The sequence below is a fragment of the Methanolobus mangrovi genome (genome assembly GCF_031312535.1).
GTDB lineage: Archaea > Halobacteriota > Methanosarcinia > Methanosarcinales > Methanosarcinaceae > Methanolobus > Methanolobus mangrovi.
In genome coordinates, this window is sequence record NZ_CP133594.1 from 1,142,748 (window position 1) to 1,158,069 (window position 15,322).

Genomic DNA, 15,322 nt, shown 5'->3' on the forward strand with positions numbered 1-15,322 from the left:
AATATATCATTTAAAGTCCTATTTATTTATCGGGAGTATTTTGCATGGTAAGAGACCTTTACATGTTCTCCAAAGTGGATAAAGAAGCAGAAGTTGTCTGGTTCAATATCGCATACGAGAACACAGTGCATTCTGAAGCGGACATAACATCTTTTTTCGCAGAGAAGGGACTTGACATAAGATTTGCATATCTGGATTGTTCGGATGATCCCTCCAGAGGCAAGTATGTCATGTTCACTGAAGCTAAAAAAGGCATGGACATCAAAAGTATAGCAGATGAACTTGGAAAAATGGATGTTGTACTTAAGCTGGATTGGGGCTTTTCAAAGAACCGGGTAATTCAATCTGTGGAATTCCCTCTTCACCTGCTTGGAGAAAGAGCGGTCATCATCAGGGCAAAGACCTTTGTAAATATCCTCAATATGCTTACCGAGCACGTTCCACAATCAGAAGGACTGCTAACTATGATAGGACTGAAGAGCGGGGCAGACGTTGTAAACTATCTGAGAGATATGGTTGATGTGAACGACAGCAACTTCCTTGACCTATTAAAGGAACTCCTTATGGCTGCAGGGTGGGGTATTCTTGAATATGAAATGAGTACTGTGGATCTGAAAGGAACTTTAAGGATCAATGACTCGTTCATTGCTGATGAATACGAAGAAAGTGATGTTCCCACATGCCGCTATATAAGCGGTTTTCTTGCCGGATATATCTCCGAATCATTGAATACTACGGTCCATGTCCGCGAAACAATATGCAAGAGCATGGGCAATGGTTTCTGTGAACACCTTGTATCACCTGCTCCAAAAGGTGCTAAGATAGAACATTTACTAAGGGGAGAATCTCATTGATACGACAGCCCAATGCCATTCTCGGCAATGACAGGTTACTTGTGACCGTCGGGAAAAAAGGTGAGATCTTCGGATATTACTATCCCGGGAGGGATTTTGCACAGCATGTAGAAGAGTCACAGGCTTGCCTGCATGACGGAAAAGGTCTCATATGGTTAAATGCCCGTGAATGGGTGGCAGATCAGAAATACATTGAAAATACGAACATCGTAAACACTGAGCTTACCCATCCCTCGGGACTTACAATCAATATAAGGGATTTTGTTCACCCTAACCTGCCTGTTCTTGTACGTAAATATAAGATAAGTTCACAGAATAGATTCCAGGGGAAGTTCTTCTATTACTCAAACTTCCAGGTTGGGGAAATGAATAAAAAGAACTCAGCTTTCTGCGACTATGATTCCGGCCTGCTGGGACAATACTGGAAGAATTACTATGTGGGAATAACATCAAGTCCCATGTTCGAGGAATGGCAGATTGGCAAAGCCATGGACACTATATGGTGGACAAATGCCAAATACGATATGGAAGACGGTGAACTTCAGAAGAATCATGAAGATATAGGCAACCTTAACTGTTCTATCGGATGGAAACTTGACATCGATATATTAAATCCTGCTGAAATAACGGTATTCATTGGCGCAGCATCAAGAAGACCGGCACTTTACAGACGAATGCGGGATGTACAGAAAGAACCAGTAGAGAGCATATATAATGAAACACAGGAGAAGTGGATCAAGTGGCTCTCAAGGAAAAAACTTCTGGATTTACCTGAATATCCCGGCTTTGAAACTTACAGACAGGAACTTTTGAATGCTTTTAACCGTTCATTGCTTGCCTTAAGTGTACTCAATGACTCAAGCAAAGGCTCATTCGTTGCCGCCCCGGAATTCGATCATGAATTTGAGATGAGTGGAGGCTATGGATATTGCTGGAACAGGGATTCTGCTGAAATTGTTACTTCGCTAATGGAAGCAGGATATCCTGAATATTGTGCTCGTTTTTTCAAGTGGTGTAAAAATACCCAGCTCCAGGACGGCTCATGGTTCCAGCGTTACTGGCTTGACGGGAACACTGCCCCCTCATGGGGAAATTTCAGCTTCTCAACCCAGATAGATGAGACGGGTTCCACTATTTTTGCAATGGATAACTATTACCGTACACTGGAACAACCTATTAAAACAGAGTTTCTGGATAGTGTGTGGGCAACAGTGCTGTCCGCTGCAGAATATCTGATGAGAAGAACTTCCGAAGGCCTGCATGAACCATGTATCTGCCTATGGGAAACCTATGCCGGAGTTTTCACTTATACTAATGCCGCCATATATGCCGGATTGATGGGGGCGGCAAACATGGCGATGGATTATAATGAAAAAGGACTTGCAGACAGGTGGATAGAGAGAGCTGAGTTCGTCAAGAGTACAACCATCAAAAAACTATGGCTTGATGAAGGCTATTTTGCCAGGGGAATAATCCACGACAAAATTGACACTGCTATTGATGCAAGTATAATTGGCACCTTTGTTCCTTTCAATATGCTTTCAGCCGAGGATGAAAAAGAAAGAGAGATGATTAAATCCATAATCAAGAATATTGAGAAACAGCTCAGGATTCCTGTAAATGACCATTTTGGAATTAAGAGATATGTGGATGATAAGTATATTGACGGCAACCCCTGGATAGTTACAACCCTGTGGCTGTCAAAGGCATTGCTCGAGATGGCAATTACCACCAATTCCACAGAAAAAGAAAAAGATGAAGTTCAGACTTTGACCAATGATGGCTTAAAATATATCAAATGGTCACTGAAAGGTACCACTGGTGCGGGAATGTTACCGGAACAGGTCAACAAATATACAGGCAGGCCTGCATGGGCCATACCCCTTTGCTGGAGTTGTGCATTGATGCTTGACAACATTCTCCTTCTGGACAAACTACAGAAGAAACTGTCAGAGTAACCTATCTGAACTCGCTTAATGAACTTGTAATTATGAACTACACTGACTACATAGCAGGAACAGGCAAGGAATGGATAATTACCAATGGTCTTGGAGGGTATGCATCCTCTACGGTCATAGGAGCTAATACACGCAAATACCATGGCCTGTTGATAGCTTCAGTAAACCCTCCTGTTGAGAGAAAAGTCCTGCTTTCGTCCCTTGATGAAGAACTGATCATTGGGGAGAATATTCTCAAACTAGCTGTTCACAGATATCCGGATACCATTTATCCCCACGGTAACGAGTATCTTGAAGACTTCAGTGTGGAACCTTTTCCGACTTTCCTGTACAAAGCAGGCGGATTGACTATCAAAAAGCAAATTATCATGGTTCATGGTGAAAACACCAGTATAGTAAGATATGAGATTAACAATCCTTCAGGAAAACATGGAACTTTCAGGATACTACCACTTATAAATAACAGGTCAATTCATCAGATGACCAGCTCAAAAGGACTTTCCTTCATGCAGGAAACATTTTCCAGAGAAACTATACTGAATTGTGGAAACTCTTCTTTCAAAATATCCTCTGACCTGCCCTACAAAGATGATGAGCACTGGTACTACAATTTCGAATATGAAGTGGAACTCTCAAGAGGGTATACGCATATCGAAGACAACTTCAATCCCGGATATTTCGATCTGGAAATAAATGGGACAGATACTTCCTGTTTCATCGTAGCTTCCACAGAAATTGACCAAAATTGGGATATACGGAAAATTCAGGACCTGTTTAGAAACGAAGAAAAGCTTCAGGAAGAACTTGTTCAGAAATTCATAAATGAGGATATATTCTTACAAAAACTCACTATTGCGGGCGATTCCTTCATAGTCGATAGAAGGTCAACAGGCTCAAGATCGATAATTGCGGGCTATCACTGGTTTGGAGACTGGGGAAGGGATACTATGATATCATTGCCAGGCCTGACACTTGCAACCGGAAGGTTCAATGATGCAAGGTCCATACTTTCCACCTTTGCAGCTCACTGTAAAGATGGGCTTATACCCAACCTTTTTCCTGAGAATTCATCAGATTCACCTGTTTATAACACGGCGGATGCATCCCTTTGGTTTGTTCATGCAATTGGAAGATATCTGGATTATACAGGTGACATTGAATTTATTGAAAGTATGTGGCCAACCATTGAAAGCATACTGAACCATTATCGTAACGGAACTGCCTATGACATCAAAATGGCTGATGATGGCCTTATAGAACATGCAGGGCAGCTTACCTGGATGGATGCAAAGATTGGGGACTGGGAAGTAACACCCAGACGGGGAAAAGTCTGCGAGATCAATGCTCTCTGGTATAATGCACTGATATATGCAACAAAAATAGGAAAGCAGCTTGGAAAAGATGTTTACGGTTTTCAGGAGATTGCCGGATTAACAAAAAGCAGTTTCAATGAGAAATTCTGGAATGATGAAAAGAACTGTCTTTATGACTGTATTTCCGTTTTTGGGGAAAGAAGCGAAAAAGATGCTTCTATCAGGCCAAACCAGATATTAGCAGTTTCTCTTCCCCACACAATGCTTTCACATGAAATGGAAAAAGCTATTGTTGATAAGGTTACTGAAGATTTGCTGACCCCTTACGGCCTCAGGACACTCTCACCATATGATAGCAGGTATGCAGGCCAATACAAGGGGAATCCTGAAACAAGGGATGCTGTTTATCATAATGGTACTGTCTGGCCATGGTTACTTGGTCCTTATATAACGGCTTATGCAAAAGTATACAGGAACATGCCGGATCTGAAAGACAAGCTCAGGGCGTTCCTGTATATGATAGAAAAGCACATGGATGAAGCATGTATTGGTACGATCTCAGAAGTATTTGATGGAGATATGCCTCACAGTCCCGGTGGATGTGTATCACAGGCATGGAGTGTGGCTGAGATAATGCGCTGCTATGTTGAAGATATTCTACCGGAATAATCGGATATTCATCAGGACTAGAGCAGGAGACCACCGTATTAATGCGGTGGAGGAATGTGTCAAATACCAACGAAAATGCCATATAATCATGAATTATATGTTCAATATATGCTTCTGACTATCAAGGTAAAATTATATCCTAATAATCAACAACATAAGGCATTATTAGAGACCATGGAACGTTTCAACGAAGCATGCGATTATATTTCAAAAATAGTATTTAGCAATCGTGTATTCGGTAAAATCGCCATCCATAGAATTGCTTATTATGATGTTAGGGAAAAATTTGACCTTTCTTCTCAAATGGTAGTTAGAGCAATAGGCAAAGTAGCGGAATCTTACAAAGTTGACAAATCATGTTGTCACGAATTCAAAAAACATGGTGCTATCGTCTACGACCAGAGGATTCTTACATTCAAAACATCGGATGAGATCTCTATCCTAACACTTGAAGGTAGAGAACGCATTACCATAAAATACGGAGAATATCGCCCTCTTGATACGGATAGAGTAAGAGGACAGGCAGACCTCATCTACCATAACAATACCTTCTATCTTATGGTAGTTGTAGACGTTCCTGATGCAGACCCTATAGACCCCAACGGAGTCATAGGCATAGACATGGGAATAGTTAATATAGCTACAACCTCTGACGGTGAGATATTCTCTGGAAAAAAGTGTACGGAAGTACGTCAACGTTATTCAAATCTTAAAGCAAAACTCCAAAGCGTAGGAACTCACTCAGCCAAAAAACATCTCAAGAAAATAAGTGGAAAGGAAAGACGATTTAAAAAAGATACTAATCACTGTATAGCTAAAGCGATCGTTCAAATTGCAAAAGACACAAACAGGGCTATTGCCATTGAAAAACTCAAGGGTATTAGAACTAACAGCACGGTTAACAAAGCAGTAAGAACAGCTATCGGTAAATGGGCTTTCGATGAATTGGGTAACTTTCTCAAATACAAAGCCGCTCTCGCAGGTATTCCAGTATTTGAAATAGACCCTAAAAACACATCGCGAGAATGTTCAGTATGTGGCCACATTGACAAGGGCAATAGAAAAAATCAAGCAGAATTCCATTGTCAAAAATGTGGACATAATGAAAACGCCGATATAAACGCTTCCAAGAACATATCATCCAGGGGCATCTGTCAACTGTCCCATAGTCTTCTGTCCTGTTAAGGAACCTAGAAAGACAAGCCGCCCCATTTATATGGTGGTAGTTGACTCGCAATCTTTATGATAGGTTAAATTCCTTTTTATTACAAGGTTTTTGGGTTTTATTGTATAAGTGAGTGGAAGTATGGAATCATTGAGAATTGCAATGTTCTCATGGGAGAGTCTTCATTCTGCGAAAGTCGGAGGACTGGCTCCTCATGTGACCGAGTTATCAGAACAACTGGTAAAGTTAGGCCATGAAGTACACATATTCACCCGAAGTGGGTGGTACAGGGACTACGATGAAATAAACGGTGTACATTACCAGAGGTGCAGCTTTGACGAATCCGGGGATATAATCGCCCAGATGAACAAAATGTGCGATGCAATGTACTCCAGATTTATCCAGGTCTCAAAAGACTATGGAAATTTTGATATTATACATGGACATGACTGGCACCCCGTAAATGTACTTAACAGGATCAAGTACGAACATGGGAAAAACTATGTAATGACATATCACAGTACAGAATGGGGACGAAACGGAAATGTCAACCTGAATTCTCCGACATCCAATGAAGTATCCCATCGGGAATGGCTTGCCGGATATGAGAGTTCTGAAGTGATAATCACCTCAGAAAATTTCAAAAGAGAAGTACAGAATATTTACAGCATTCCGGATTATAAGATATCAGTGGTACCTAACGGGATATCACCCGGCAAAATGGAGAAAGATGTTGATTCCGGATCTATCAAAAAGGATTATGGCATCCATCCGTACGCACCTGTAGTGTTGTTTACCGGCAGGATGAATTACCAGAAGGGACCAGACCTGCTGGTGAGAGCGATTCCCAGAGTACTTGACGGAAACTGGGGTGCACACTTTGTATTCATAGGTGAAGGTGAGATGAGGCATCATTGCCAGAATCTTGCCAATGAATTGGATATAGGTCAATCATGTCATTTTCTGGGTTATTCACCTGACGAAGTACTCAAAGACTGGACTAATGCATGTGACATGACATGTGTTCCAAGCAGGAACGAGCCTTTTGGGATCGTTGTACTTGAATCATGGGATGCTAACAAGGCAGTGGTAGCAACAGATGCAGTTAATATAGTTGACAATTACCAGAATGGCCTTATAAGTAACAGGACACCCGAATCTATAGCATGGGGCATCAATTATGCCCTGGATGGTTTAGATTCAACAACACCTATTATGGGAAACAATGGTAAACAGCTGGTTAAAACAAAGTTCAGCTGGGATAATATTGCCAGAAACACGGTTCATGTTTATAATAGAATTACATGAAGTGATACAAATGGATGAAATGTGTTTGAACATTGGTGAAGCAGCAGGTTATGTGTACAGGCTGCTTGAAAACGGAGAATCGAATTTGGCAAACCTGAAAAACCATCTTAAGGAAAATGGTTTTGATTCGCAGCCAGTGGTATTTATGGCAATTGGATGGCTTGCAAGGGAGGAAAAGATATGCATGGCCAAGAATGGGAATTCCTGGTCACTGAAATTAAAGTGAAGCAGGAATTATCCAGTAGCTCCTCATCATCCGTAATAATTGAATTATTACCTTCGGGTAAACTTATTATTTCTTTTTTATCAATAAAAAATCCAGATACATGTGTGTATATGGATAGCAATTATATCAGGCAGGAGTTTTTGGTATTGCAAAGGATATCCAATTAGCAGATATACCTATATTATTGTTTAAAAGTGCAATCTAAAGAGATATAAAGTATTATCAAGCAAAATAAGCTATTTTGAGGCTTTTTTTATAGAGAATCACGCTTGAAGTTTTCATGAAGTAAAGTATGTTTATATCCGGTTCTGCAAATCCGGGACTGTAGGTTGAAACATGACGCAATGTTAGTTTCAAACCTATACTTTGAACTCAACTAGGAGGGATTACGAAAACGTAAGCAATTTTGTAGACTTTTATGACCCTTATACCGGTTAGTTTAGTACTGAGCCAAACGGAAGGCTAAACCGGAAAATAGTAACAAGGGACATGAAAAAGATATTAATATTTAATTTATAAGATAGATGTGCATTTATATACTATAACTTTGATAAACCTTTATGCATAATACAAAAGAAACAGAATTTGGAGGGGAAAGAATATGAAAAATCAAACAAAATTATACGTATCTGTAGTAGCAATATTAATATTGCTAATATGTTCAGGCGTTGCTACTGCTGCAAGTAACACTACAGATAACAGTACTGGTAATCGTATATGGGATGCAGATGAAAATCTCTCTCTTGAATACACATGGACAGCTTTGAGCTATTCAGGATTCTATTATGACCTCGATTCAGGTGAAGGGTCAGAAACACTCACTATAAAGCTGGACAGTAATAGTGACAGAAATATAGGAGACGGTGATCTCGAATACGTAACAACTCCCATTGACACTGATTTTGAGCAGGGAGATTGGGGATCCTATCAGGTAATCGGATTCATGGCAGAGAGATATTTTGCCGGTTACACTGATGACACCGAATTCGCAAAAGATAGTGTAAGCCTTATTTCCGATGGTATACTTGCAAAGGTCCTTATGGATGATGATGAAGAGATATCATTCTATTCCGGCTCTTCCCTTGTACTTGAAGAAGGATACGAGCTTAATCTGGAAGAAGTAGACGTAAACGGTAACAGTGTACTTGTCACTCTTGAGAAGGATGGAAAGAAACTGGATACTGATATTGTGTCTTCAGATGACGATTATGTATACGAGGCTGATCTTGGAACCGATGATGACGTTCCTATAATAGCAGTCCATTTCACTAACATCTTCCAGGGAACTGAAACAAATGCAGTATTCGTTGAAGGTATCTTCCAGATATCAGAAGATTATGTGAGTGTGGAATCTGGAGATACTTTTGGAAAGATGGAGATACAAGCCCTGAGCTCAGATGAGATCACAATGGAAAATTCAGATTCCATCAGTCTGGGAAGAGGCGATACCATCAGCATTATGGGTAAACTGAAATTCCTGGTTGCAGATGCCAGCACCCTTAGATTCGGACCTATGGTCGATATGTCAGAACCAGGCACCTATGAGCTTAGAGGTACAGTTGCAGAAAACGAAGAACTTAAATGGACACCGCTGAACTTTGAAGGATTCTATTACAACATCGATGAAGGCGTGGGAACCGAATCTCTTGAGATAAAGGACCTTGGTGGCAGAACTATCGATGACGGAGACCTGGTTTACAGAAGCATACCTCTTGATGTCAGTTTTGAACATGATGACTGGGGAGATTTCCAGGTAATTGGTTTCCTTGCAGAGAAATACTTTGCCGGATATCCTGACAACGAATTCACAGATGATGTCAGCCTGCTTTCTGACGGTCAGCTCTCAAAAGTACTTATTGACGATGATAGTAAGACATCACTTTACTCAGGTTCTTCTTTGATACTTGAAGATGGGTATGAACTCTACATTGTTGAAGTCGATCTTGACGGAAGCAGTGTAATGGTAAACCTTGTACAGGATGGCGATGATGTTGATACGGGAATTGTTTCCTCCGATGACGACTATGTTTACGAGAAAGACATTGGTTCAACAGATGACGTACCAATCATAGTTGTGCACTTTGATGAGATATTCAGAGGAACTGAAACAAATGCAGTATTCATAGAAGGTATTTTCCAGATATCAGAAGATGTAGTTGAAATTGCTGCAGATGAAAAGTTCGGAGAGATGGAAGTTACAACTTTCTCATCAGATGAGATAGTCCTTGAGAACGAAGACTCTATTTCACTTACAAGAGGAAATGTTGTCGAGATCATGGGCGATATTGCATTTAACGTTGCAGATGATGGTGATGTACGTTACTATCCATTTGTGGAAGTATCCACACTGCCCTCCGAATCACTTTCCATAGACATGCCTTCTGTTGTTAAGCAGGATACAGAAATGGAAATTGAAGTAACATCAAGAGGTGCAGCTGTTAACAATGCTGTTGTAATGTTCGGTGGTGAGGAAATCGGACAGACATCAACTGATGGTACAATATCATACACTCCGGAAACTGCAGGTACTTTCACCGTCACTGCTGAAAAAGAAGGTTTTGTTTCAGCAAGCGAAAAAGTGGAAGTCATCTCACCTGAGGATGCAAGCAGGAAACTCGTCATAGAAGTATCCCCGGAAACGGTTGTTGAAGAAGACACAATAACCATCTCTGTAATCACAGCTATTGGAGGAGATTCCGTTGAAGATGTACAGCTTTACTATGATAACAAGCTCATAGGAAGTACAGATTCCAATGGTATGATCACATACACTGTGAAAGAACCAGGAATGCATAAGCTGACATCTTCATCAGATGAATATCTTGAGGCCGAGCTCAACCTTGAGGTTCTTGAGTTGACTGCAAAGTTCTCATACTCCAATTTGCAGGTGACACCTATCCTGGTGAAGACCGGAGAAGAGGTCACTGTTACAGTTGATGTAATGAACACAGGCACCGCAGCAGGTGAAACAGATGTGGATCTGCTCATTAACGGAACCGTTGCAGACTCTAAGAGTGTATCATTGGATAAAGGAGAAGAAACAACTCTTACTTTCACAGTCTCACAAGAAGAGGCTGGTACCTATGAAGCACAGGTTGGAGATTCCACTGCAATCTTCGAAGTCGAAAAAAGCTTACTCCCTGCACCAGGTATCGTTGCTTCAATTATGGTGGTACTTGCAGTTGCATTGCTTGTACGCAGGAATGAAAGAAAGGGCTGAATAATAAACAATTGAACTAAATCAGTACCTGCGTTTCCGCAGGTACACATACTTTTTTTGAGTTATATTATACTTATTTATTCAGTTATTATTGCCATACTTGATTTATTTACGGGGAGAATTGCCACCACCTTTTTTAGAAGCTGCTGTGACTGTAACTGCACCGCTTCCCTGATACACAATGACTTTTTTGCCATCCAATCTTGTTTTTTCAGCAACAAGGAACAAACGTTCAACATTTGAGTCAATATCCGGCAAATCCTTTACATAGAAAACAAACTGATACTTGTAGTCACTTTCTGTGTGAACATTAGAGAATACAGCCCCTGTATCCCCAGGTTTGCTAGGATTGTTTGCATCCGGAAGTCTCAATGTTAATGTGAACCTTTCTTTATCCTCATTCATATAGTTAGCAAGCTCACTGAGACTGAAATCCTCGGCATCCTCATCATAGACCTTCACAATTGATGCCGTACCATCACTGTTGATCGTGGAATAATAGTATGGATTACTGTACACTGCCACACGAATAGGATAATCTTGTATTAAGGGGATTATTGCTGTTGGTCTATCAATGTAAAGAGGGTGAGTCTCGATAGGAGATATGGCTATCCAGATGTTGTCGTCTTGAAATAATTCATTGACTTCCGTTGGTTCTTCATCTTCTTCATGTGCCATTGCAGGTACTGCGCTGATACATAAAATTAAGAACAATACTACTATTTTGTTTATCATAGATTTCCCACACATTATGATTTAAATGACTTAATAGAGAAAGTCATTAATAGAAAGTTATAACATTAGACATATACATAAGAGTAAGAATAAATAATTCTAATTAATTATACATATTATAGGAAATAAGGTATAATATTTTATGATGTAGTAACATGGAAATTAACTTCTGTAGAAGCTTTGTTTTTCATAGTGCTGCAAATAAGCACGAAATCCTCTTTGATATTGCAAGAAAAACACTGCAAAAAACCATACCCCAATGTGTCTGACACCTAATAAACTCTAAATCGGTTATTAAAGGTCTTATATCAGTCCCATTAAGATCTTCCATATATTTTACATGACAGCGATATGGCTTTGTGTCATCATATATCTTCATAGGAGAATAGCAGACTATCCAGTATCCGGTATATTGCATATTACCAGAACCTCCAAATCTACAAAATAAAAGACATCAATTCATTTCTTTGCGGTACTGAAGCTTATAAGATTATATAGTGTACAGTGACGCATAATTGAGGTATATAGTCCTGCAAAAGCAATCAGTGCAAGAACCCATCGCCAGATGCCAGAGCCTACAAGATCCAATGCCAGCACGGTTATTGCTATTGATCCGAAAAGTGCTCTTAGAAGAAGATCCAATCCACCCACGTTCTCCTGAAGGAATAACTCTTTCATATCCATATTTTCACTCCTTTTTAATCACAGAAACAATTGTAATTGTTGTTTCATGAATACTAAAAATATGAAGGAATTAACAGATAAAGTAATCTGTTGGGTCTGGGAATTTTTAAACAAAATTAAGAAATAGAATAGAGAGTCTGAAATCAAAAATTACAGATTTGCATCCAAAGTCTCATCCTCTTTCAGCTTCAGCCCTGAGGTATTAATGCTCCAAGTTTGTTAACTTCCCTTTTCATAAAGATCACGGCTACAACGAACCCAAGGAAATCCGATATTGGGAATGATAGCCATATACCTGTCAGGTCCATGAACAATGGAAGTATGAATACAAGGGGTGGCAGGAAGAACACCTGTCTTGAAAGTGTGATCATCAGTGATTGTTTTGATCGTCCCAGAGATTGGAGCAGGGCCATGGCAACTATCTGACTTCCTATGAATGGCATCATAAGAAAACTTATTTTAATGGCTGGCACCCCCATTTCTATCAGCTCAGCATCACTGCTAAAAACACGGAATATCTGCTCAGGAATCAGGAAAACCACAATGACGCTCAATATGCACATACCAAATACGATATAATTTGAAAGAGAAACGGTTTCCCTGACCCTCTCGAAATTGCTGGCACCGTAATTGAAACCAAAAATAGGCTGTATTCCGTGTTTGATCCCTATTATGGGCATCAGGGTAAGCATGAACACTTTTATAATAATGCCGAATACAGCGATTGCCATATCCCCTCCGTATATCAGGAGACTCTGGTTCAGGAGAATAAAGACCAGACTTTCAACCGAATTGAAAATGAATTCGGACATCCCTATGCTTAGAGTTTCCCATGAAAGAGCAAGGTCAGGCATCATATATCCAGGCTTGAATGAGACAAGGCTGATATTACTCTTATAGTAGTGAACTGTCATCAAACAGCCGACGATCTGGGATATAACAGTTGCAACAGCGGCCCCCATAATGCCCATGTTGAACTTGAAGATGAAGAGCGGATCGAGTATAATATTCACAATACTTGAAAGTAACATGATAGACATTGCAAACTTCGCATGCCCTTCTGCCCTTATGGCATTGCTCATTGCCGCAGAGAATGCAAAGAATACGGTTCCAATAAGAATATATTTCGTATATTCCCTTGCAAAAGGAAGTACATCCTCCGAGGCCCCGAATATCTTCAGTAGTGGGTCAATAAATATCAACCCGAGAATTGTAAAGATCACACTCGCTATGACAACCAGTGTGACCATATTGGCCAGGGTTCTCTCGGCCTTGTCGGAATCACCCATTCCGAGGGTCCTCGAGATAATAGATGCCCCACCTATACCTATTCCCATGGCTATTCCCATCATGAGCATCTGTATAGGAAATGCAACCGATATTCCAGCAATCCCAAGAGCACTATCTGCTCCCAATCCTCTTCCCACAAAAATGGTGTCCACAAGATTGTAGAATGCCTGCACAAGCAACCCTACTATCGCAGGGGTTGACATCTTGAAGATGAGATTCTTTATGTTCTCGTTCGCAAGCATATCATATCTATCGTGTTTCATACAATGGACCCCTGATCACTGTAGATTGGTGAGACTTGCAATGTGAGTATTTTCTATTTAATTTTGTAATTTAAAGCCTGAAAAACCGGGCCGGATTAAACTGCATTGGTCAAGCCTTAGATCATCTGGTGATTGCAAAAAATCAGCAAAATTAAACCAAACGGAGAAGGAATGGAGATCATTGAACAAAATACATGATCAGGCCAAGCAAAACTCCCATAAGGATCCATATTTTAAACATACCAGAACCACCACAGCAGCATGAATTGCATTGTGCATTATTTTTTTCGTTTGACATTGGAATATCACATCCTTAGTATTATTGAATGACTGTTTGGCCTATGTTGAGAACTACTTTTGACAAAATCAAAAGGAAATAACTATTGATGATTTAATTATTACATTTGAGTAGTAAAAAATGAATAAAAAATAAAAAAATGAGTACACCAGCCGGGATTCGAACCCGGGTTCGAGCGTTGGCAACGCCCGGTGATAACCGCTACACTACTAGTGTGATTTGCTTAGGTGCCCAGACCCGGACTTGAACCGGGGACAACTGCCTCTTCAGGGCAGCGCTCTCCCAACTGAGCTACCTGGGCATGATGACCCGAAGCACCTAATTGCTGTTTTAGTATTTAACCTTAACTGTTGTGGTGGGCCCGGGGAGATTCGAACACCCGACCTCCGCCATGTCAAGGCGACGTCATGACCAGCTAGACCACGAGCCCATTAACAGTTAGCAAATATCTGTAAACACCTTACTGCTTAACAACACTTCAGTGTTATTACCGCAAGCCTTGGCGCTTATCAGCACCCCTCATAATGCATAATGGTTGATAAACCTTTTGGGTCAAAGGGTACAACACCATAACAGGACATATAAAGAACAGCCACCATGATAGTTATCATACAGCATTTACTTCATCAATGACCCTTCAACACAAGCAGAACAATACACAATAATCCAGCAATACACCTATAACTCCTTCCCTGCGGCATGCCCTGACGGAAGGATTGGAAAGATCATTCAATATACTACACTCCCCATTAATCCAAAATTAATGTTCAGAGTGATTCACTCATCATAGAAAGTATCCGGTGTAGCAGTTACATATGATACGGTTCTTGTGGAACCATCCGGGTATATCATTGTTAAAAGCTTTACAGTGCCACCCATTTCATGAGAATCATGAAGATAGTATTCATCATTCCTACGGGATACATCCTTTACAAAAATCACCGCATTATCCCTTCCAATCTCAAGTACCTCCACATCCCCAAAATCATAGAAAAAGTCATTGATAGCAGGTTCAAGGTTGTAAGTTCCCATCAAAAATACATATATACTTGAGAACATATCAAGACTGTAGGACATTGAAATAACTGCATCGGTACCCTGGAATTTCATAGTGACCTGATTAAAATGAACGTATTCCTCACCATTTGAAATTATGTTATTACTGGCTGAGAACGAGAAAAGAGAAACTATCAATGCAAAAACCAGAAAGGCACTTAGCTTCATTTTAGACCATGTCCAGGATTATTAAATGCATAGTTTCTTATATTCAGATGTCACTTTATTCATATTAACTTTACTCACAAGTTAAAGATCATAAATTTGAGTTACCTAATTGTAA

General features: G+C 40.2%; 11 protein-coding genes and 3 tRNA genes. 7 read left to right on the forward strand and 7 right to left on the reverse strand.

The window, feature by feature from the left end; genetic code table 11:
- The first annotated feature begins 44 nt into the window (after positions 1-44).
- The 7 genes from RE476_RS05460 to RE476_RS05490 all read left to right on the forward strand — a co-directional run bounded on the left by RE476_RS05460 (position 45) and on the right by RE476_RS05490 (position 10,713).
- Positions 45-854, forward strand: a complete 810-nt coding sequence (locus RE476_RS05460; protein ID WP_309309392.1) for a 4-vinyl reductase — start codon at positions 45-47, stop codon at positions 852-854.
- Entirely contained in the window at positions 851-2,812 is a 1,962-nt protein-coding gene (locus RE476_RS05465; RefSeq protein ID WP_309309393.1) for a glycoside hydrolase family 15 protein, read from the forward strand. Before RE476_RS05460 ends, RE476_RS05465 begins: the two co-directional genes overlap by 4 nt.
- 32 nt (positions 2,813-2,844) lie before the next feature.
- Complete coding sequence (locus RE476_RS05470; protein WP_309309394.1) at positions 2,845-4,794, forward strand: amylo-alpha-1,6-glucosidase; 1,950 nt, start codon at positions 2,845-2,847, stop codon at positions 4,792-4,794.
- Positions 4,795-4,902: 108 nt separating this feature from the next.
- A complete protein-coding gene (locus RE476_RS05475) occupies positions 4,903-5,979 on the forward strand; it encodes an RNA-guided endonuclease InsQ/TnpB family protein (RefSeq protein WP_309309395.1) in 1,077 nt (358 codons plus the stop codon).
- A gap of 121 nt (positions 5,980-6,100) precedes the next feature.
- Positions 6,101-7,267, forward strand: a complete 1,167-nt coding sequence (locus RE476_RS05480; protein ID WP_309309396.1) for a glycosyltransferase family 4 protein — start codon at positions 6,101-6,103, stop codon at positions 7,265-7,267.
- Positions 7,268-7,277: 10 nt separating this feature from the next.
- Entirely contained in the window at positions 7,278-7,493 is a 216-nt protein-coding gene (locus RE476_RS05485) for a winged helix-turn-helix domain-containing protein (protein ID WP_309309397.1), read from the forward strand.
- Positions 7,494-8,094: 601 nt separating this feature from the next.
- Positions 8,095-10,713, forward strand: coding sequence for an S-layer protein domain-containing protein (locus tag RE476_RS05490; RefSeq protein WP_309309398.1), 2,619 nt, complete (start codon positions 8,095-8,097; stop codon positions 10,711-10,713).
- Positions 10,714-10,818: 105 nt separating this feature from the next.
- On the opposite strand, the gene RE476_RS05495 is transcribed toward RE476_RS05490, so the two are convergent.
- From RE476_RS05495 to RE476_RS05525, 7 genes are all read right to left on the reverse strand, one after another.
- Positions 10,819-11,448, reverse strand: a complete 630-nt coding sequence (locus RE476_RS05495; protein ID WP_309309399.1) for a hypothetical protein — start codon at positions 11,446-11,448, stop codon at positions 10,819-10,821.
- A 459-nt stretch (positions 11,449-11,907) separates the two neighbouring features.
- Positions 11,908-12,132, reverse strand: coding sequence for a YgaP family membrane protein (locus RE476_RS05500; RefSeq protein ID WP_309309400.1), 225 nt, complete (start codon positions 12,130-12,132; stop codon positions 11,908-11,910).
- A 188-nt stretch (positions 12,133-12,320) separates the two neighbouring features.
- Positions 12,321-13,685, reverse strand: a complete 1,365-nt coding sequence (locus RE476_RS05505; RefSeq protein ID WP_309309401.1) for an MATE family efflux transporter — start codon at positions 13,683-13,685, stop codon at positions 12,321-12,323.
- A 442-nt stretch (positions 13,686-14,127) separates the two neighbouring features.
- Positions 14,128-14,199, reverse strand: a tRNA-Gly gene (locus tag RE476_RS05510).
- 12 nt (positions 14,200-14,211) lie between these two features.
- Positions 14,212-14,284, reverse strand: a tRNA-Phe gene (locus RE476_RS05515).
- Positions 14,285-14,336: 52 nt separating this feature from the next.
- Positions 14,337-14,413: transfer RNA gene (locus RE476_RS05520), tRNA-Val, on the reverse strand.
- A 347-nt stretch (positions 14,414-14,760) separates the two neighbouring features.
- Complete coding sequence (locus RE476_RS05525) at positions 14,761-15,207, reverse strand: hypothetical protein (RefSeq protein ID WP_309309402.1); 447 nt, start codon at positions 15,205-15,207, stop codon at positions 14,761-14,763.
- Positions 15,208-15,322: the final 115 nt, after the last annotated feature.

Coding starts and splice junctions, on each gene's coding strand:
- RE476_RS05460 (WP_309309392.1), top strand. CDS start 45: ATGGTAAGAGACCTTTACATGTTCTCCAAAGTGGATAAAGAAGCAGAA.
- RE476_RS05470 (WP_309309394.1), top strand. CDS start 2,845: ATGAACTACACTGACTACATAGCAGGAACAGGCAAGGAATGGATAATT.
- RE476_RS05475 (WP_309309395.1), top strand. CDS start 4,903: ATGCTTCTGACTATCAAGGTAAAATTATATCCTAATAATCAACAACAT.
- RE476_RS05480 (WP_309309396.1), top strand. CDS start 6,101: ATGGAATCATTGAGAATTGCAATGTTCTCATGGGAGAGTCTTCATTCT.
- RE476_RS05485 (WP_309309397.1), top strand. CDS start 7,278: ATGGATGAAATGTGTTTGAACATTGGTGAAGCAGCAGGTTATGTGTAC.
- RE476_RS05490 (WP_309309398.1), top strand. CDS start 8,095: ATGAAAAATCAAACAAAATTATACGTATCTGTAGTAGCAATATTAATA.
- RE476_RS05495 (WP_309309399.1), bottom strand. CDS start 11,448: ATGATAAACAAAATAGTAGTATTGTTCTTAATTTTATGTATCAGCGCA.
- RE476_RS05500 (WP_309309400.1), bottom strand. CDS start 12,132: ATGGATATGAAAGAGTTATTCCTTCAGGAGAACGTGGGTGGATTGGAT.
- RE476_RS05505 (WP_309309401.1), bottom strand. CDS start 13,685: ATGAAACACGATAGATATGATATGCTTGCGAACGAGAACATAAAGAAT.
- RE476_RS05525 (WP_309309402.1), bottom strand. CDS start 15,207: ATGAAGCTAAGTGCCTTTCTGGTTTTTGCATTGATAGTTTCTCTTTTC.